General features: G+C 62.5%; 13 protein-coding genes. 6 read left to right on the forward strand and 7 right to left on the reverse strand.

The window, feature by feature from the left end; translation table 11 throughout:
• Positions 1-14 precede the first annotated feature (14 nt).
• The 4 genes from GTP58_RS11200 to GTP58_RS11215 all read left to right on the forward strand — a co-directional run bounded on the left by GTP58_RS11200 (position 15) and on the right by GTP58_RS11215 (position 6,249).
• Complete coding sequence (locus GTP58_RS11200) at positions 15-1,364, forward strand: sigma-54 dependent transcriptional regulator (RefSeq protein ID WP_161077562.1); 1,350 nt, start codon at positions 15-17, stop codon at positions 1,362-1,364.
• A complete protein-coding gene (locus GTP58_RS11205; RefSeq protein ID WP_202413635.1) occupies positions 1,364-2,776 on the forward strand; it encodes a PAS domain-containing sensor histidine kinase in 1,413 nt (470 codons plus the stop codon). The genes GTP58_RS11200 and GTP58_RS11205 overlap by 1 nt, the downstream gene beginning before the upstream one ends.
• Positions 2,777-2,785: 9 nt before the next feature.
• On the forward strand, positions 2,786-3,562 hold the full coding sequence (locus tag GTP58_RS11210; RefSeq protein WP_161077563.1) for a methyltransferase domain-containing protein: 777 nt from the start codon (positions 2,786-2,788) through the stop codon (positions 3,560-3,562).
• A gap of 254 nt (positions 3,563-3,816) precedes the next feature.
• Positions 3,817-6,249: a TonB-dependent siderophore receptor gene (locus GTP58_RS11215; RefSeq protein WP_161077564.1), complete on the forward strand. Its 2,433-nt coding sequence runs from the start codon at positions 3,817-3,819 to the stop codon at positions 6,247-6,249.
• Here GTP58_RS11215 and GTP58_RS11220 read toward each other — a convergent pair.
• A complete protein-coding gene (locus GTP58_RS11220) occupies positions 6,197-7,741 on the reverse strand; it encodes a PLP-dependent aminotransferase family protein (protein WP_161077565.1) in 1,545 nt (514 codons plus the stop codon). The two genes, GTP58_RS11215 and GTP58_RS11220, sit on opposite strands and share 53 nt — an antisense overlap.
• 85 nt (positions 7,742-7,826) lie before the next feature.
• Here GTP58_RS11220 and GTP58_RS11225 point away from each other — a divergent pair, with 85 nt between their 5' ends.
• Both GTP58_RS11225 and GTP58_RS11230 read left to right on the forward strand, forming a co-directional pair.
• Positions 7,827-8,468 (forward strand): pyridoxamine 5'-phosphate oxidase family protein, encoded by a 642-nt coding sequence (locus GTP58_RS11225; RefSeq protein ID WP_161077566.1) that lies wholly within the window; start codon positions 7,827-7,829, stop codon positions 8,466-8,468.
• Positions 8,469-8,659: 191 nt separating this feature from the next.
• Positions 8,660-11,386, forward strand: a complete 2,727-nt coding sequence (locus GTP58_RS11230) for a TonB-dependent receptor (protein WP_161077567.1) — start codon at positions 8,660-8,662, stop codon at positions 11,384-11,386.
• 67 nt (positions 11,387-11,453) lie between these two features.
• Here GTP58_RS11230 and GTP58_RS11235 read toward each other — a convergent pair whose 3' ends face one another.
• The 6 genes from GTP58_RS11235 to GTP58_RS11260 all read right to left on the reverse strand — a co-directional run bounded on the left by GTP58_RS11235 (position 11,454) and on the right by GTP58_RS11260 (position 18,714).
• On the reverse strand, positions 11,454-12,080 hold the full coding sequence (locus GTP58_RS11235; protein ID WP_161077568.1) for a glutathione S-transferase family protein: 627 nt from the start codon (positions 12,078-12,080) through the stop codon (positions 11,454-11,456).
• The gene (locus GTP58_RS31805; protein WP_161077569.1) at positions 12,074-12,916 is read right to left on the reverse strand and encodes an AraC family transcriptional regulator; all 843 of its coding nucleotides are present in this window, start codon (positions 12,914-12,916) and stop codon (positions 12,074-12,076) included. The genes GTP58_RS11235 and GTP58_RS31805 overlap by 7 nt, the downstream gene beginning before the upstream one ends.
• Before the next feature lie 90 nt (positions 12,917-13,006).
• Positions 13,007-14,680 carry a hypothetical protein gene (locus tag GTP58_RS11245; protein WP_161077570.1) on the reverse strand — a complete coding sequence of 558 codons (1,674 nt, stop codon included), beginning with the start codon at positions 14,678-14,680 and terminating at the stop codon, positions 13,007-13,009.
• A complete protein-coding gene (locus tag GTP58_RS11250; RefSeq protein ID WP_161077571.1) occupies positions 14,677-16,737 on the reverse strand; it encodes a DUF4175 family protein in 2,061 nt (686 codons plus the stop codon). Before GTP58_RS11250 ends, GTP58_RS11245 begins: the two co-directional genes overlap by 4 nt.
• The gene (locus tag GTP58_RS11255) at positions 16,721-17,794 is read right to left on the reverse strand and encodes a hypothetical protein (RefSeq protein ID WP_202413636.1); all 1,074 of its coding nucleotides are present in this window, start codon (positions 17,792-17,794) and stop codon (positions 16,721-16,723) included. Before GTP58_RS11255 ends, GTP58_RS11250 begins: the two co-directional genes overlap by 17 nt.
• Complete coding sequence (locus GTP58_RS11260; protein WP_161077572.1) at positions 17,791-18,714, reverse strand: DUF58 domain-containing protein; 924 nt, start codon at positions 18,712-18,714, stop codon at positions 17,791-17,793. Before GTP58_RS11260 ends, GTP58_RS11255 begins: the two co-directional genes overlap by 4 nt.

Below are 18,714 nucleotides of genomic sequence, written 5' to 3' on the forward strand. Positions count from 1 at the left end.
GTTATGCTTGCGGCATGCCTACCGTACTGATTATCGACGACAACGCCGCCGTGAGCGTGGCCCTCGAAGTGCTGTTTTCACTGCACGACATCGAGGCGCTGTGCGCCGCTTCGCCCGAAGCCGGACTGGCCATGCTGGAGCAGCATGCTGTGGACCTGGTCATCCAGGACATGAACTTCACGGCCGACACCACGTCGGGCGAGGAAGGCACGGCCCTGTTCGGCGCCATCCGCGACCGCTATCCGGACCTGCCGGTGATACTGCTCACCGCCTGGACCCATCTGAATGCGGCCGTGGATCTGATCAAGGCCGGCGCCGCCGACTACCTCGCCAAACCGTGGGACGATCACAAGCTGATCGCCACCGTCAACAACCTGATCGAGCTGGGACAGGCCAAGCGCGCCTTGCAGCAACGGGTGCAGGTCGAGATGCGCCAGCGCCGCGAGCTGGAACGCGGCCACGACCTGCGCGGCATGGTGTTCCAGGATCCGGCCACGGAACGCGTGATCCATCTGGCCTGCCAGGTGGCGCGCGCCGACGTGCCGGTACTGATCTCCGGCCCGAATGGCACCGGCAAGGAACGCATTGCGGAAATCATCCAGGCCAATTCCTCGGTACGCAACGGCCCCTTCGTGGTGCTGAACTGCGGCGCGATTCCTTCCGAACTGATTGAAGCCGAATTATTTGGCGCCGATGCGGGCGCCTACACCGGCGCCTCCAAGGCACGTGAAGGCAAGTTTGAAGCGGCCGATGGCGGCACGCTGTTCCTCGACGAAATCGGCAACCTGCCGCTGGCCGGCCAAATGAAGCTGCTGCGGGTGCTGGAGACGGGCCGTTTCGAACGCCTCGGCTCCAACCGCGAGCGCCAGGTCAAGGTGCGCGTAGTCAGCGCCACCAATGCCGACCTGCCGGCCATGATCAAGGCCGGCACCTTCCGCGAAGACCTGTTCTACCGCCTGAACGTGATCGAACTGCGTCTGCCGCCATTGGCAGCGCGGCCCATGGACATCCTGCCGCTGGCCATGCACTTCCTCGGCCCCGAAAAGCAGCTGCACCCGGATGCGCAGGCGGCGCTGCTGGCGCATCCATGGCCCGGCAATGTGCGCGAACTCAAAAACGTGATGATGCGTGCGGGCCTGCTGGCAACGGGTGATGCGATCAAGGTCGCCGATCTGGGCCTGCCTGCCGCCGTGCCTGGCAACGGCAGCAGCAGCGATGATGGCAGCCGTGAGCCCGACCGCGACGCCATCAGCCTGGCGCTGAGCCGCGCAGGCGGCGTGGTGGCGCAGGCAGCGGCGGAACTTGGCCTGTCACGCCAGGCGCTGTATCGCCGCATGGAGCGGCTGGGCATCGTTCGTCCATAATGAGCGCGCCGCAGGACGACGGCCGCGAGCCGGCCAGCCAACGCATCGCGCGGCAACGCGCCAGCGACGAAGCCCACCGCCATCGCGGCTTGCGGCTCTCGCTGCTCACGCGCTGGACGGCGCTGATCGGCACCCTGCTCACCGTCGGCATCCTGATCGCGCTGGCGGTGAACCACTTCTTCCCCAAAAATCCAGGCCTGGTGATGGCGGTCTGCCTGCTGTGCGTCCTGCCCATCTCCATCATCACCATCCGCGCCGAGCTGCAGCGCATGCTGTCGCTGTTCCGCGCGCTGACGGGCACCGTCATCAGCTACAAGGATGGTGATTTTTCCTTCAGCCTGCACTGGCCGCAAAACGATGAACTCAGCGACCTGGTGGCCGCGCACAATGCGCTGGGTGACGTGCTGCGCCAGCAGCGCCTGGACCTGGTGCAGCGCGAGCTGCTGCTCGACACCATGGTGCAGAACACGCCGGTCGCCATGCTGCTGGTCAGCGAGAATGGTCCTATCGTCTACGCCAACGTCGCCGCACGTCAGTTGCTCAACGAAGGCCGCAAGCTGGAAGGCCACAAACTGGCCGAAGTCCTCAGCCATGCATCGCCAGCGTTGCTGGATGCCCTGGCGCGCGGTGGCGATGGCCTGTTCACCACCAAGGAAGCGGGCGCCGACATCGATGAAGAAGAGGTCTACCATCTGGCCCGCCGCACCTTCAACCTGAACGGCCGCAAACACGAGCTGCTGCTGCTGCGCCAGCTGACGATGGAGCTGCGCCGCCAGGAAGTGCAGACGTGGAAGAAGGTCATCCGCGTCATCAGCCACGAGCTGAATAATTCGCTGGCGCCGTTAACTTCGCTGGCCCATTCCGGCGCGGAGCTGGTGCGGCGCGGCCAGACCGAACGCCTGCCGCAAATCCTCGCCACCATCGAGGAACGCACACGCCATCTGGAGAGCTTCATCCTTGGCTATGCGCGCTTTGCCAAACTGCCGGCGCCCCGGCTGGAAGTGCAGCAGTGGCAGCCCTTTATCGATCAGCTGCGCGATCAGGTGGTCTTTGCCCAGTTGGGCGAAACGCCGTCCGAGGCGTGCGCCTTCGATCCCGCCCAGCTGGAACAGGCGCTCCTCAACCTGCTCAAGAACGCCCACGAATCCGGTTCCCCCGCCGAAGACGTCAGCCTGGAAGTCCGCCGCCTGCACGAAGGCGTACGCATCGACGTGCTGGATCGCGGCCCCGGCATGAGCGACGCCGTGCTGACCAACGCACTGGTGCCGTTCTACTCCACCAAGCGCAGCGGCACCGGCCTGGGACTGGCGCTGGCGCGAGAAATCGCCGAAGCCCACGGCGGCCGCATCACCCTCACCAACCGCGAAGGCGGCGGCCTGACCGTGACCATGATTTTGCCGCTGGCCTGTTAAACTGGCGGGATGTCCAAGTCTTCATCCCCCGCCGTCCGTTTCGACCAGCCCGGCCATCCGCCGGCCACCACCACCGAGTTCCAGGGCGTGCGCAGCCTGCACCTGGGCACCTCATGGGTGCAGGGCGCCATGCGACTCGCCAAGCCAGACAACATCGAGCTGGAATACGTCCAGATGATGATGATGTGGTTGCTATTCAACGATCAGCCGCAGCACATCGTCCAGCTGGGGCTCGGCAGCGCCGCGCTGACCAAGTTCTGCTACCGCCGCCTGCCGCAGGCGCGCGTGACCGCCATCGAACTCAATCCCAACGTGATCGCCATGTGCGAATCGCAGTTCGCCCTGCCGCCCAACGATGCGCGCCTGAACGTGCGCGAAATGAACGCCATGGATTTCGTGCTCGATCCGGCCAACCGCAACACGGTCGATATCCTGCAGGTGGATTTGTATGACGAAGAAGCGCGCGGCCCGGTGCTGAGCAGCCAGGAGTTCTACCAGGGCTGCGCCGACGTGCTGCGTGACGGCGGCATCATGACTACCAACGTGTTTGGCGACGACTTCACCAACTACGACAAAAACCTGCAGACCATGGAGCTGGTGTTCGACGCCGTGGTCTGGCTGCCGGAGGTGCATGACGCGAACATCGTCGTCGTGGCCTTCAAGAATGCGCCGTCGCTGGATTTCAGCGTGTTGTATGAGCGTGCGGGAGAAATCAAGAAGACCCTGAACCTGCCGGCCAAATCGTGGGTCAATGGCCTCAAAGGCTGGATGCTCGATCAGCAGTAGGTTTCTGCATATCGATATGCAAGCGCTGCATACCGATGCGTCCGCGCCACACTTTTGTGCGCCTTTGCACCACCTGCGTGCCGGGCCGCCGGTCAGCTTACGATACATTGCGTTACAACGCACGAAATATTGATAAATGTGCATAATCCGCAACAATGTGGTGCATGCCGCGTTGTCGCTCTCTGAACCCTCCCTTTAGTATTTTCTCAACGGCCCCACCCGCAGCCGCCAACAAGATACCAAGAGAGAGAACAATGAAGAGAGCACCACAATTCAAACGTACCATGCTCGCCAGCGCTATCCTGCTGTTGGCTGCGCAAACCGCTTACGCGCAAACGTCCACCGACGACAGCGCCAAAGCCAACGAACAGACCGTGGTCGTCCTGGGCTCGCGCTCGGTGGCCAAGACGGCGCTGGACACGTCGGCGCCGGTAGGCCTGATCGGCCTCAAGGACCTGCAAACCGCCGGCCCGCTGGAACTGGGCAAACTGCTGCAAACGCTGGACCCGTCGTTCAACTTCTCCACCACCTTCATCAGCGACGGCACCGACTCGATCCGTCCGGCCACCCTGCGTTCGCTGGGGCCTGACCAGGTACTGGTGCTGGTCAACGGCAAACGCCGTCACCAGCAGGCGCTGGTCAACGTGCAGCAAACCATCGGCCGTGGTTCGGCTGGTACCGACATCAATGCAATTCCGTTGGGCGCGATCCACCACATCGAAGTGCTGCGCGATGGCGCAGCCGCGCAATACGGTTCGGACGCAATTGCCGGTGTCATCAACATCGTCTTGAAATCCAACGTCGGCGAGACCTCGCTGAGCGGCCAGCTTGGCACCACCTCGGAAGGCGACGGCGACCTGTACTCGGCCAGCGCCAACCGCGGCTTCGCGCTGGGCGAAAACGGCGGCTACATCAACCTGACGCTGGAAGGCCGCAAGCGCGGCGAAACCAACCGCGCCGGCCCGGACTCGCTGCGTGCAAATCCACCACGCGTGACCCAGCACATCGGCGACAGCAACACCAAGGACGGCTACTTCTGGTGGAACGGCGCACTGCCGATCGATAAGGAGAGCGAGTTCTACGCCTTCGGCGGCGTTTCGAAACGTAAGAGCGATTCGTATGGCTTCTTCCGCTCCGCCGGCGATGACCGCACCGTGCAAAGCGTCTATCCAAACGGCTTCCTGCCGCAGATCCGCACCGACATCAAGGACGCCTCGTTCGCGTTTGGCTACCGCCGTGATTTGCCGAGCGACTGGAAGAGCGACATCAGCATCAACTACGGCGCCAGCGAACTCAAATTCCACGAGTCGAACAGCTTGAACGTCAGCTACTGGTATGAACCAAAACCAGGCGGCGGCATCTACGCCGATTCGCCACGCGAAGCTGACACCGGCACGCTGAAATTCAACCAGCTGACCTTCAACGCCGACGTCAAAGGTCCGGTGAAAGTCGGCGGCGGCGAAGTGTTCGTGGCGACCGGCTTCGAATACCGTCAGGACAACTACCAGATCGTCGCAGGCGATCCGGTGTCCTACCAGTACGGCCGCACCAACAACCCGGCCATCGCCATCAAGGCGCCTAGCGGCGGCACGGCGGCTTCCGGCATCCAGGGCTTCCCTGGCTACACCCCGGCCACCGCTGTGGATTCGGGCCGTCACAACATCGCGCTGTTCCTGGATGCGGAAACCAAGCCAGTCGATAACCTGACCCTGGCCGGCGCGGTGCGCTACGAAAAATACTCGGACTTCGGCAGCACCGTCATCGGCAAGCTGAGTGCCCGTTTTGACCCGACCAAGGAAGTCGGCTTCCGCGCCAGCCTGTCCACCGGCTTCCGCGCACCCAGCGTGCAGCAGGAGTTCTACAGCTCCGTGTCGACCAACCTGAATAACGGCGTGCTGACTGAAACCCTGACCGCGCGTCAGGGCAGCGCCGTGACCCAGGCCTTCGGCATCAAGCCGCTGAAAGAGGAAACCTCGACCAACGGCAGCATGGGTGTGGTACTGCGTCCAGCGAAGAATATGTCGCTGACCGCTGACGTCTACGAGATCAAGATCAAGGACCGTATCGTGTTCTCGAGCGAGATCGCACCGGAAGCTGGCGGCGGCCCGATCGCCAACATCCTGAAACCGCTGGGCGTCGGCCAGGCACAGTTCTTCACCAACGCTGTCGATACCCGCACCCGTGGCCTGGACATTGTCGCCGAACACACCAGCAAGTTTGACGCATCCACGCTGGTGCTGTCGGGCCAGCTGGGCTTCAATAAAACGGAAGTGACCAAGCGCCATTCGACGTCGTCGGTGCTGACGGGTGAGCAGCTGTTCGACAAGTCGCAAGTGACCCTGATCGAACATGGCCAACCGCGCAAACACCACGTGGTTGCGGCGGACTACACCGCCGGCGCATGGAACATCAACACCCGCGCCAACTACTACGGCGAAGTGTATGCGGAAAACTTCAGCCCGCTGCAGAAGTGGGATGCGCGCTGGCTGGTAGATGCAACCGTACGCTATGGCTTCAGCAAGAAGACCTTCCTCAGCGTCGGCGTGAACAATGCGTTCAACCAGTTGCCGAACGAATGGACCAACGGCGGCGACTTCCCGAAACTGGGCTTCACGCGCTGCTGGGAAACCTGCCCTATCGGCGTGAACGGCCGCTCGTTCTACGTGCGTGCTGATACGGCGTTCTAAGCTTCGCTGAACGCTCCGTTGAACAGTTGGCGGCATACGCCGCAAGGTGCACAATCGCCGCCAACTGCTTCACCAGGCCTTCCATCTGCTCGGCTGGCACCTGTGCATAGCCGAGCATCAAACCCTTCCAGCCCGAATCACCTTGCGTGTCATGCTCGCTGAGCGCATTGACCGCAATGCCATGGCGCTCCGCCTGCGCCGTCACCTTCACGTCATCGATACGCGCGTCGTTGAAGCGCAGCGACAGGTGCATGCCCGCTGAACCACCATGCACGGTGGCGATTGAACCCAGATGCAGTTCCAGCGCGGCCACCAGCGCGTCGCGCCGCTGGCGATACAGGCGCCGCATGCGGCGCAGGTGCAGCACGAACTGGCCGCTGCGCAGGAACTCCGCCAGCGCCAGTTGTTCCGCCACGCGGCCACGCGCAGATGATTGCGCGCGCATCTCCGCAAACGCCTCGGCCAGCACCGCAGGCACCACCACGAAGCCAATCCGCAGCGACGGAAACATCGTCTTGCTAAAGGTCCCCAGATACACCACCGGCGCGTCCGCCGCCAGTCCCTGCATGGCGTGCAGCGGCGCGCCATCGTGGCGGAATTCGCTGTCGTAGTCGTCCTCGATAACCAGCGCGCCAGCCACACGCGCCGCCTCGATGAGCGCATGGCGGCGGCGCAAGCTCAGCACACTGCCGACCGGATACTGGTGCGACGGCGTGGTGTAAATCAGCCTGGGTGGCCGCAGCATCCAATCGTCGGGTTTGGGCGCCATGCCGTCATCGTCCACATCGATGCCTGTCACGGCCAGCCCTGCGGCGCGTGCCGCTGCCAGCGCGCCGCCGTAACCGGGGTTTTCGATCCAGATCGTGTCGCCAGCATCGGCCAGGGCGCGCATGCATAAATCCAGGCTGCTTTGCGTACCGTCGGTGATGAAGACCTGCGCGGCATCGCACACCACGCCGCGTGAGGCGCGCAAGTGATCCGCAATGGCTTCGCGCAGCGGCGCTTCGCCAGCGGGATCGCCATAATTCAGCTGCTGCACCGTCATGCCACGCAAGGCGCGCTCCAGCATGCGCCGCCATAGCGCCATCGGGAAGTGTTCCAGCGCCGGTACGCCTGGAACGAAAGCGCCCATGCGCTCCGCATCGCCCGGCACGGAACGCAGATTGCGTACCCGCTGCGACAGGCCGATCTTCGGCGCGGCCAGCGTGCGGCGCGGCGGCTTGCGATCCGGTGTCACGGCCGCCACCAGCGTGCCGCGCCGGTCGCTCACCACATAGCCTTCGCTGGTCAGCTGGTCATAGGCATACAGCACGGTATTGCGCGCCACACCCAGCTCCTCCGCCAGGGCGCGTGTCGCGGCAAGCCTGGTGCCCGCTGCCAGCGTGCCGTCGCGGATGGCGGCGCGCAGGCACTCGTGCAGCAGGCGCTGGCGCGGCCAGGCCGCGTCACCGTGCTGTTCCGCGTAGCCGTTGATAAGCAAAGTGAAATCCATTCGTGGCTCCATAAAAATAGTTATTCCTGGATCTGTTGAAGGAGCCAGCATTGCCATTATATTTGCTTTCTTTTGAAAGGAAGACATGAACCAGCCACCGACCGACCGTACCCGCATCCGCCGCATTCCAACCAACGCGCACTACGACACGGCCACCCTGCACGCCATCATCGATGAAGCCTACGTCTGTCACATCGCCTTCAGTGACGCCAGAGGCGCGCACTGCATTCCGACCGCCTGCTGGCGCCAGGGCGACCATCTTTACATCCACGGCTCCAACGGCAGCCGCATGCTGAAGCGTTTGATGGACGACGAGTGCTGCGTGACGATCACGCATCTGGACGGTCTGGTGCTGGCGCGGTCGGCGTTCAATCATTCGATGAACTACCGCTCGGCCATGGTCTATGGCCGGTTTGAAGTGGTGGAAGGCGACGCCGCGCGTCACGCCATGGAAGTCTTCATGGAAAAGCTGGCGCCGGGCCGCCAGGCGGAGATCCGCCCCGGCTCCGACAAGGAATACGCCGCCACCACGGTGATGCGTATTTCACTGGCCGAAGCAGCCTGCAAAGTACGCGCCGGCGGTGTGGAAGACGATGCCGAAGACATGCAGTGGCCGGTCTGGGCCGGCATCCTGCCATGGGCGCGCACGGCGCTCGCCCCGCAGACCGACGCGGCATGCTCGATTACGCCACCGGCGTATGTACTGAACTGGGCAAAATGTAGTTAAGCTACACAGTCATTGATATTTGTGTAGTACAAATACAACTCCGTACATTTACAAAGCGAGTAAACGCCAAAAGCACCCGGTTTACCGTGACACAACGGTAAACTTTGTTTGACTTGCATTCTAGTTTTAATACAAGATCGAATCGAAACGTCATAAGAACGTGATCATTCGAACTACACCTGGAGACTAAAATGCAGCTCAATCACCAAGAGCGCGGCCTGCGTGCCGCGCTCCCGCTCAGCCCTGTCGCCGCCGCCTGCGCAGTGCTGATTTCCGTTCTATCCGCGCCCGTTCACGCCCAAAACGCCGCCGCGCCGCAAGCCGGCGACGCCCCGGTTTCCACCGTAGTGGTGGCCGGCATCCGGCGCGGCATCGAGGACGCCATCTCGGTCAAAAAAGACGCGACCTCCATCGTTGAAACCATCTCCGCCGAGGACATCGGCAAGCTGCCGGACGTATCGATCGCCGAATCGATCGCACGCCTGCCTGGCCTGGCGGCGCAACGCGTGGCCGGCCGCGCGCAAGTCATTTCGATCCGCGGCCTGTCGCCGGACTTCGCCACCACGCTGCTCAACGGCCGCGAACAGGTCAGCACCGGCGACAACCGCAGCGTGGAGTTCGACCAGTATCCGTCCGAGCTGCTGAGCGCCGTCACCGTCTACAAAACGCCGGATGCGGGCCTGGTCGGCCAGGGCCTGTCCGGCACTATCGACATGCAGACCGTGCGTCCGCTGGCCTTCGGCAACCGCACCTTCTCCATCAATGCGCGCGGCGAGAAAAACTCACTGGGCAAAATCGCCAACACCAAAGACACCGGCCACCGCATCAGCGGCAGCTACATCGACCAGTTTGCCAACCGCACGATCGGCGTCGCACTGGGCATTGCGCACATGGAGTCGCCCATCCTCGATAACGAAACCGGCACTTACGAGCCGTTCGACCAGAGCAAGGTGTCCGGCGTACCAGCGGGGACTTATGTCACCGCCGGTGTCAAATCGCTGGCGAAGAGCGGCACGCTGAAACGTACCGGTCTGATTGGCGTGCTCGAATACCGCCCATCGAAAATGTGGACCAGCACTGTGGACATCTTCGCGTCCGAGTTCAAGCAGGTCGATACCAACAACCAGTTCGAAGTGAATCTGGGCGGCTACAACGGCAGCAACAACCCGGTGGGCTTCAACTACTCCACCGTGAATGTGGTCAATGGCACGCTGCTGGGCGGCACCGCGACAGGCGCATACCCGCTGGTGCGCGGCCAGTACAACAACCGCAAAGACCAGATCCGTACTGCGGGCTGGGCCAACCGTTTCAACTTCGGCAGCTGGACGCTGCTGGCCGATGCCAACTACTCGCAAGCCAAGCGTGACGAAACCTACCTGGAAAACAATCTGCAATTGCAGAGCGCCAGCGGCGGCGCCTTCAACGATCCGCTCATGACGGTGGGCTGGGCGCCCGGCAGCTTCGCCAGGATCGCCGGCACGCTCAATTACAGCGACCCGGCCAAACTGTTCACCGGTAACTCGATCTATGGCTACGGCAGCACCTACGCGCCGCATCTGAAGGACACGCTGAAAAGCTTCAAGCTGGTCGCAACGCTGCCGGTGCCGGATGTGCTGGACAACTACCTGCGCAACATCGACATCGGCATCAACCACAGCGACCGCACCAAGACCAAGCGCCAGCCATCGGGCCAGCTGTTCGCCAAAGGGAATCCAACCATTTCCAGCGATCTGCTGTATGCGCCGGTCGATCTGGGCTTCGCAGGTTCCGGCGTTGTGCCATCGTGGAATGTGCCGGCGGTGATCGCCAAATACTTCGATCCGATCAACTACAGCCTGGCCAACAACGCCGGTACCATCAGCCGCGCGTGGGACGTGACGGAGAAGATCACCACCAGCTTCGCCCGCGCGAATATCGACGCTGACTGGGGTGGTGTATCCGTGCGCGGCAACGTCGGCGCACAGCTGGTGCACACCAACCAGTCGTCGCAATCGCTATACGCTGACGCCACCACGGCCGCCCATCCGATCGAAGACGGCAAGAGCTACAACGACGTCCTGCCTAGCATGAACCTGGCGTTCGGCCTGCCGAACGACCAGACCTTGCGCGTATCGCTGGCCAAGCAGATAGCCCGTGCACGCGTGGACCAGCTGAATGCCGGCTTCAACTTCACCGTCGATACCGGTACGCGTCTGCCTAGCGGCAGCGGCGGCAACAGCAAACTTGATCCGTGGCGTGCCAAGGCGTTCGACATCTCGTGGGAAAAGTACTTCGCCAAAAAAGGCTACGTCGCGCTGGCGGGCTTCTACAAAAAGCTGGACACCTACATCTACACGTTCTCCGAAACGCGTGACTTCTCGCAGTACACGCCGGGCACCATCGCGATCACCAATATGGGCCAGTACACCACGTCCTACAACGGCAACGGCGGCATGCTGAAAGGTGCGGAACTGTCGCTGTCCTTACCGTTTGAGATGCTGACGCCGGCGCTGGACGGCTTCGGCGTATTGGCCAGCACCTCGTACACCGAGAGCGGTATCGACATCAAGGAAGTCAATTCGACAATCGGCAAGATCCAGTTGCCAGGCTTGTCGCGCAACGTCACCAACCTGACGCTGTACTACGAAAAAGCAGGCTTCTCCACGCGCGTCAGTACGCGCAAGCGCTCGGACTACGTGGGTGAAATCGGCAACTTCGCGGGCGACCGCCAGCTGCGTTATGTGGTGGGCGACAGCCCGGTTGACTTCCAGATCGGCTACACCTTCAACGAAGGCGCATACAAAGGCCTGGGCGTGCTGCTGCAGGTGAATAACCTGACCAACGAAGCTTACGAAACCTATGCGAACGGCAAGGACCGTCAGCTGGAGTATGCCAAGTATGGCCGTACCGTCTTGTTTGGCGTGAACTACAAGTTCTGATTCCGGCCAAGGATGCCGGCCCGCAGTCTGGGCCGGCTTTAGCCCTGCAGTGGCTCGCAGGGCTTTTTTAGACCAGGTCGCCTTTACGCTTGGCGCGCTGATAGGCCGGCCGCTGTGCAACGCGTTCCAGCCAGGCCAGGATGTGCGGATAAGGGCTCAGATCCCACGGCGAGAAGTGCAGCATCGTCGTCACGCCAAATACATTCATGACATCCGCTGCGCTGAATTCAGCACCTGCAAGCCAGGGCGTTTCCGCCAGCCGGTCATTCAACATTGCCAGCGCGCGCGTCACGCGTTCATGGGCAAAGCCCATCGCAGAATGGTTGGCAGCGACACCCGCCAGGCCAAAGAACATCACGCGGCCCAAATGCGGCACCAGATTGCCGTTTGCGAAGTGGAACCAGTACAGGTAATGCGCAAAGTCCGCATCCTGCACGGCAGGCGCCAGCCGGCCATCTCCGTAACGCGCGAGGATGAACTGGACGATGGCGCCGGATTCGGCGATGGTGACGCCTTCTTCGGTGGTCAGCAACGGCGCCGTGCCGGACGGATGGACGGCCTTCAGCTCCGGTGGCGACAGCCGCGTTACCGGGTCGCGTGTGTAGTGTTTCAGCGCATATGGCAGCTCCAGTTCTTCCAGGAGCCAGATCACGCGTTCAGATTGAGAGATGCCGAGATGGTGCAGGGTTAACATAGACGTTTTCCACGGACGGTAGTGGGTGAGAAACCGAAACGCTGGCGGAAACGCACAGCAAAACGGGAGGAAGATTCGTAACCAACCGATAGCGCGATTTCGGACACGGGATGCGTTGTGGCTTGCAGCAGCGTCAGTGCGGTGGCCATGCGTGCATCCACCAGCAGCTCGCTGAACGAGGTACTTTCTTCTGCAAGCCTGCGCCGCAGCGTCGCTTCCGACAGCGCAAGCTGGCCTGCGACGCTGGTGGCGGTCCAGTTGTGGTCAAGGCGCCGGACAATCAGCGAACGTACCTTGAGCGAAATTCGTGGATCGACTTGCGGGCGATGTAGCGCGATGCCAGCTTCCAGCAACCAGTGCATGACCTCCAGCAGCCGCTGACGCACGATGGCGTCAGGAACGGCGCTGGTGAGCGCCAGTGCGCGGCGTGCGTTCTCGAAAGCGGCCGCCAGGTCCGGCGATGGCTGACGGAGCAGCTGTGCCGGACCTGGCGCTGCAGCGTCGGTCGTCGCGATACGGCCGGCGTAATACGCATCTTCCAGCAGCGCTGGATCAAACACCAGGCAACGTGCTTCGTATGGCTCGCCGTCCTCCAGGACCCCGTTATTGAAATCGACGGTATGGCCGCCTGCCAGCAGAATCGCCTGGCCGGGAAAGGCCTGCACGGATGGGCTGTCTCCGCAGCGCACGGTCTTGGTACCCTTGTCGATGAAGATCAGCATGGGCTGATCGACACGGATGCGCAGTATCTCCAGCTCGCGGCCTTGCATCACATGCGCAGCAGCGCCCAGGCCTGGCCTGACGTGCATATCGCGGTCTGGGGTATCAATGGACACGGCGTTTATCCGGTAGTTGGAACAGGTCCAGTGTAACTGCCCCGCGCCCTCAGCTTCGTGCAGGGCCGATCTGTTTTTGTGCCGATCCGATCAAAGCGCAGTCGCATTGGTGTTTTCGCGCTGTTCGCGCCACCACAGTCCCAGCATGCAAAGTACGAACAGCACCGCAAACGGCGCAGCCGGCAACAGGCGATCCGTCTGCGCGGCAGTACGGCCTGCCGCCGGTGTACGCAGCGTATCGCTGCTGCGTGCCGCGTACTGCGCAGTCGCATCGCGGCGCAGCGCCCGCTGCCAGGCCGGCCAATCGTTACTCGCATAGATGTACTCCACGCCCGGAGCCTCCATGCCCTCTGCGGTGAACTGCAGCCATCCTGTCTTCTGCGGCCAGAATGCGGCACATACGCCATCCGCCTTCTCCGCGCGCGATTGCAATGCCATCGCAGCGTAGCCCTCAGCCTTCAGCGCCACACCAGGCTTCACGCCCTGGACGCACACCTCGCTGCGCAACCCGGGAACCGGCATGGGATCATGCATCTGCCAGGCGGTCTTCTGCATGCTATCAAGCGCAATACGGTCCATCGCCGACTGCCACCACAGCGCCAGGGCTTGCGGCGCATTGATCGCATGCTTGTGCCAGTCCGTCACACCCAGCCACACCACGCGCCCTTTGCCCACACTACGCTGCCACATCCAGGGCTGTTTCTTCGTATCCCGCGCCAGAACAGACCACGGCTCGACAACGTTCTCCGCAGGGTTCAGGCTTGCTGGCGGCATGGTGAGTACTGCGCCGAACTGGCGCGCGTCCTCCGTCTCCGTCGTCGGCGATTGCGGATGCAGGGACAAGCCAAAATCCCGCTGCCAGACACTGGCATCGGCAGCATTCCCACCCAGGACAACCAGTGGGACGCCCTGCCCTGCCTGCGCGATCAACGCAGCTCTGGCCGATGGACTCAGATGTTCGACATAGGCGGCGTCAACAAACATTGCATTCGGCCCGAGCAAGGGAGCACGCGCGGTTTCACTGCGCGTAATCGCTTTGCCGAGCGTGACACGCCAATCCAATATGGCACTACCATCTGTCAGCAGTTGATTCAGCACACGCACATCAAACGATGGTGCATCAAAGCGGCCTTGTATCTGCAACGGTATGGCGTCCTTGACCTGCAAGGGAATGGGACCTTGCGCGATGGTCTTCCCGTTCGCGTCCAGCAGGCGTGCCTGCAGCACCATGGTTTCGGCCACAGGCGGCAGCCATTGCAAGGTCTGCTGTGCAGCCGCTGACGGCACGCCGGAATCCGCCAGTACCTGTTTGTTTTCGGCGAGCAGTTGCAAGCGCCAGGCCGCCTGCGCTGGCGACCGCCGCACCGTTAATGTGAAGATGCGGCCAAGGGAAATCGAACGTGGAAAGTCCAACCAAAGCAGATCGGCAGCGGCAGGCGTCCATTGCAACGGACGCGCAGGAAGATCGCGCCACTCGGCTTCGCGTACGCCATCGCCGTTCAGCAGCACGCTCGTGGCCTTGGGAATCGCGACACGGTCGGCGTCACTGAGACGGCCAGCAGCAGTATCTATTGTCACCGGGCTTGCAGCGCCGGGCTCCTTGCGTATGTCGGCCAGCGCTACCGCGAGCGATGCGCCGGCAGCGCATGCCAGCAGGGCATTAGTCCAACGCCTCCTGCGTCCGTACAATGCTGCGCTGACGACACCAACTGCCAAAGCTGCCAGCGGCGGCGCCATCGTTGCCAGGTCATCCGGCATCATCATTTACCTTGCTCCTTACCGCTCCACGCCTGATGGAATGGTGTATCTGCCGATGGACGCGCCTGCAGCAATACTGGTGCATCGGTCAGGGTGCCGCGCAACCACGCACGCAACTCGCCACGGCAAGGCACGCAGCCGTCCAGCACATCCTGCACCGCGCGCTGGGCACTGAGTTTTTGCTCCTGGTCGGCGATGCGTGCGGCAATCGCATCACGTGCTGCCTTGCTCCATAGTGCAGGCAACGCCCCTTGCTGTGACAGGGCTTGTACCAGATCGCGCACTTCAGCGGGCACAGTGTCGTTGGCGGCGCCCTGCTCACGTTTGTAGCTCATCGCGCCGACGATGTCGCCGGTCATACGCTTCTCTTCTTTCAGCGCTGGCGGCACAAAGGCGGTGCGATGCAGGTACACGCGTTCTGCCGCTTGTAGTTCCTTGATGGCTTCCAGTGCCTTGTACTCCGGGGCCAGCGCGGTCTTTGGCGAGATGGCGCGCAGTGATTTTTCTGCATCCCACATCGCGGCCAATGCACGTTTCAGCACAGCTTTGGTTTTAGGATCGAAGATCGTGGCGTTATCTTCCTGATCGTGGGCGTGGCCGAATTCCCTCATGACCGACAGTTCACTGCCGGGCCGCTCGGCGCCGCCATGATGCTCTTCGTGGTCGTGGTCTTCATCGCCAAACAGGCTGGATTCTTCGCCAAGAAACTGGCCGTAACGCAGACGCAGCTTGGCCTGATCGGAGGCGATGGTTTCGCTGCGGCTGCGTAGCGTGGCCGCTGGCATGTCGGGATGCGCTTTCAGGTCTGCCACCAGTTGCTCGGTATCGATGATAATTTGACGCTGGCTGCGCAGGTTCTCCGGCTTGACCGCGGTCGGCAGCGCTGTCGATTCCAGGCTTTCTGCTTCCGGGCCAGGCAGGCGCAAGGTGTAGGTCGGCGACTGGGTGGTGTGAGCCACCGGTGCGTTATCGGTGGCGCGCACGAAGAAGTAAAGTTCATCGCCCGGCTCCATGCCGAGTTCCGCCAGCGTCCACTGCTTCTTCCAGCTGCGCGCTTTGGGGTCGCTGGATTGCGGCAGCGGCACTTCCTTGTCGCTGAAGCGGATGTTTTCACCACTGCCGCGCGCAAGTGTCATGTGCAGGCTGGCGCGAACGATGGCGTAATCGTCGCTTGCATTGACGGAGATCTGCACCAGCTTCGCGTCGCGTTGCAGGACGTGGATGAGTTCTGTCGGTTCAGCGATGGTAATTTGCGGCGCCTGATCGGGTGTGACACGGATGTTGTAGCGGGTTGCACCGGCGCCGCGAGTGCGCCAGAACAGTGAGTCTTCAACGTGCATGGGCGCACAATCCTTGGTGACGTCTAGCGTCTGCCCATCTCCCAGTTCGACGACCGGCTGCGTGCCAGACGGATTGCGCACACACCAGCGAACTTCGGAGTATTGCGGGATCTGGATGTCACGCGGGCCGGTCTCGAAGGCTGCGGCGCCGGTGTATTTGGGCGGCGTAATGCTCAGGTAAACCTCGCCATCAACGATGGGCTTATTTACCTGTTTGGCGGTGCCGGTCGGCGCAACAGCACCTGCTGGATGGCTGTGGTAGGCCCATGCCGCACCGGCAGCAAGCAAACTGAGAATCAATGGCAGGATGGCGAAACGTGCATGCGTGCTGGCGATATTTTTGTAATCGTCTGCAGTCAGGATGCTGGCCAGGCGCGCTTCCAGCCGCTGCTGCTGGAGTCTGGCGATGGGCGTTTGGGCTTCGGTGGCCAGCAAGGCGCTGCTGTCTTCCAGTTGTGGGATGGCTGCATTCAGCCAGGACGTCCACTGGCTGGCCACGCGGCGGCGCCAGCGCACGGCATCAATGGCGATCCAGATAATACAAATGACGATGGCGACAAGCGAGAGCTGCCACGCGGTCTTTCCGGCGCCGTATGCGGGCGTCGCTCGCAGCGCAATCGCTGCGATGGCTAGAGGCGCCAGTACCGCCAGCCATTGCGGCGCACGTCGGCGCAATAACGCGGCCCAAAGGCGCTTATGCAGCTGGTCAGAAGCGCCGTGCATGGGTAAGTATCCGTTCGATCATGAAAAGCGCCAGCAAGGCAAAGGCCAGCAAGGCCGCTGGCGTGGCGTTGGAGATGGCTGGTAGCACGCTACGGGCGGCAGGGAATGTCTGGGATGGCGTGGCGTAAGCCGGTGCGGGAGCTGCCGCCATCAGCTGCCAGGTTTCGTACAGCGTGCGGGCAGTGTCGGCATCGCGCGGCGGGAAAGCGTCCGAGGTCCACAGGCGCCCGCGTGGCGTGTCCATGTATTTCAGTGTAATGCCGTTGATGGTCAATGCGGCCGCTTTAGCCAGCTCGGGAAACGCGGCAGGCTGCGATGCGAATGCCGGAATCCACCAGTGCGGGGCGTGCCAATCCGCCGGTGGCGTGGAGTTTGGTTTGTCCCAGACGATCAGCGCCGTCTTGGCGTCTGGCTCACCGGTCAGCGTGTAGTGACGGACGTTTTCGCCTGCGCTACTGAAAGCGGTGAACAGGGATTCCCACGCAGCGGCCCGCGTCTGCTCGGTGACCATGGCGACGTGGTATTCGGCCCGCGTCGCGGCAGCGGCGTTTGAGGCAGCGGAACGAAGCGGCTGCGTACGCAGTTCCAACTGGTGGTTCAGTTGTGGCATGCGCGCTGGCATAGGAATCTGTTCCGCGCGGGCGATAATCAGCAATTTGGCGGACGGGCGCCAATCGCGTTCATTCTGGCGCAACCATGGCATCACGTCAGGCGGCAGATCAATGCGTGAGGCCGCGCTGAAGCCGGCGGCGGCGATCTGCTGTTCAGCCCACGCTTTGTCTGCACCTGGATCGATCAAGACAGTGTCGCCGCGCCATGGGAAGATGGTCGCCGCCAGCCAGGCGATCAATGCCACCAGTATCAGGCAGCGCACCAGCAGCAGTAGCTTGTTGCGCCATTGCCAGACACGCAGTTGCTGCGGCGGTGCAGATGGCAGGAAGCGCGCGGTGGCCAGTAGCTCGGCCTTGATACGCTGACGTTTTTGGCGATGCCACCAGACCGGCAGCAGCAGTACCGGCAATGCCAGCCACCAGAACGGATAGGAACTCAAGATCATTTTGCCCGCGCTCCCGCCAGCTGCAGCCAGCTGCGCAAGACGCCACTCAGAGGCTGCTCGATGCGCGCCTCGTAGTGGACGATATTATTTTGACGGCAGCTCGCCGTCACGCCATCAAAGTGCGCTCGGCTTTGCTGCCTGTAGTGTTCACGGTCTGCATTAGTCATGCGGTGCAGACCATCGCTCTGTTCAGGATCGCGATAACCAGCGCCGGATTTGAACGACGCATCCACCTCCGCCTGCGTGCGCAAGGTCAGCAAACGCACATCGTGCCGCATGTTCCGCAAGCGCAGCAAGGCTTCGCTCAGTGGCGACGGCCAGTCGAGAAAGTCGCTGGCGGTGAAGATCATGCTTGGTGAGCGGGCAAAGTGAAGGTTCGCCTTGAGTACATCCGCCGATGGCAGACTGCCGAGTGGCTGGGACTTGCTCAAAGCCGCCAGCACGCGCTGCAACTGGCGCGGCCCACGCGAGGCCGGTGTGAACTCCACTTTGCCATCGGTGCAAACGACCAGGCCGAATGCATCGCCCTGACGCTGCGCAATGGCGGCCACGCAAGCGAGCACCGTTCGCGCGAACCAGAGTTTATCGACACCATGAATTTCGCGGCTGGGCTCCGCCATGGAGGCAGTGGCATCCAGCCACAGCCAGACAGCGACATGGCTGTCCCGCTCCGCTTCGCGCACGAAGTAGCGGTCTGCGCGTGCCAGCAGCTTCCAGTCCACGCGGCGCCATTCGTCGCCGGGCGCGTATGCGCGGTATTCGGAAAATTCTACGCCCGCGCCACGTTCGCGGCCCGCATGGATGCCGTGCCCAAGACCTGCCAGCACGTGACGGATCACGAGCTCCAGATCCTTGGTCTGGGCCATCATGGCCGTCATGGCAGTAGTCTCGCCAGCCGGCGAATTCAGGGTCGAAGACAT

It is taken from the genome of Duganella sp. CY15W (genome assembly GCF_009857555.1).
Classification (GTDB): domain Bacteria; phylum Pseudomonadota; class Gammaproteobacteria; order Burkholderiales; family Burkholderiaceae_D; genus Rugamonas; species Rugamonas sacchari.

What these genes read in the sequence shown, in the direction of transcription:
- GTP58_RS11225 (WP_161077566.1), top strand. Translation starts at nt 7,827, where the DNA reads ATGAACCAGCCACCGACCGACCGTACCCGCATCCGCCGCATTCCAACC.
- GTP58_RS11245 (WP_161077570.1), bottom strand. Translation starts at nt 14,680, where the DNA reads ATGATGATGCCGGATGACCTGGCAACGATGGCGCCGCCGCTGGCAGCT.
- GTP58_RS11230 (WP_161077567.1), top strand. Translation starts at nt 8,660, where the DNA reads ATGCAGCTCAATCACCAAGAGCGCGGCCTGCGTGCCGCGCTCCCGCTC.
- GTP58_RS11215 (WP_161077564.1), top strand. Translation starts at nt 3,817, where the DNA reads ATGAAGAGAGCACCACAATTCAAACGTACCATGCTCGCCAGCGCTATC.
- GTP58_RS11235 (WP_161077568.1), bottom strand. Translation starts at nt 12,080, where the DNA reads ATGTTAACCCTGCACCATCTCGGCATCTCTCAATCTGAACGCGTGATC.
- GTP58_RS11250 (WP_161077571.1), bottom strand. Translation starts at nt 16,737, where the DNA reads ATGCACGGCGCTTCTGACCAGCTGCATAAGCGCCTTTGGGCCGCGTTA.
- GTP58_RS11260 (WP_161077572.1), bottom strand. Translation starts at nt 18,714, where the DNA reads ATGTCTTCGACCCTGAATTCGCCGGCTGGCGAGACTACTGCCATGACG.
- GTP58_RS11205 (WP_202413635.1), top strand. Translation starts at nt 1,364, where the DNA reads ATGAGCGCGCCGCAGGACGACGGCCGCGAGCCGGCCAGCCAACGCATC.
- GTP58_RS11200 (WP_161077562.1), top strand. Translation starts at nt 15, where the DNA reads ATGCCTACCGTACTGATTATCGACGACAACGCCGCCGTGAGCGTGGCC.
- GTP58_RS11220 (WP_161077565.1), bottom strand. Translation starts at nt 7,741, where the DNA reads ATGGATTTCACTTTGCTTATCAACGGCTACGCGGAACAGCACGGTGAC.
- GTP58_RS11255 (WP_202413636.1), bottom strand. Translation starts at nt 17,794, where the DNA reads ATGATCTTGAGTTCCTATCCGTTCTGGTGGCTGGCATTGCCGGTACTG.
- GTP58_RS11210 (WP_161077563.1), top strand. Translation starts at nt 2,786, where the DNA reads ATGTCCAAGTCTTCATCCCCCGCCGTCCGTTTCGACCAGCCCGGCCAT.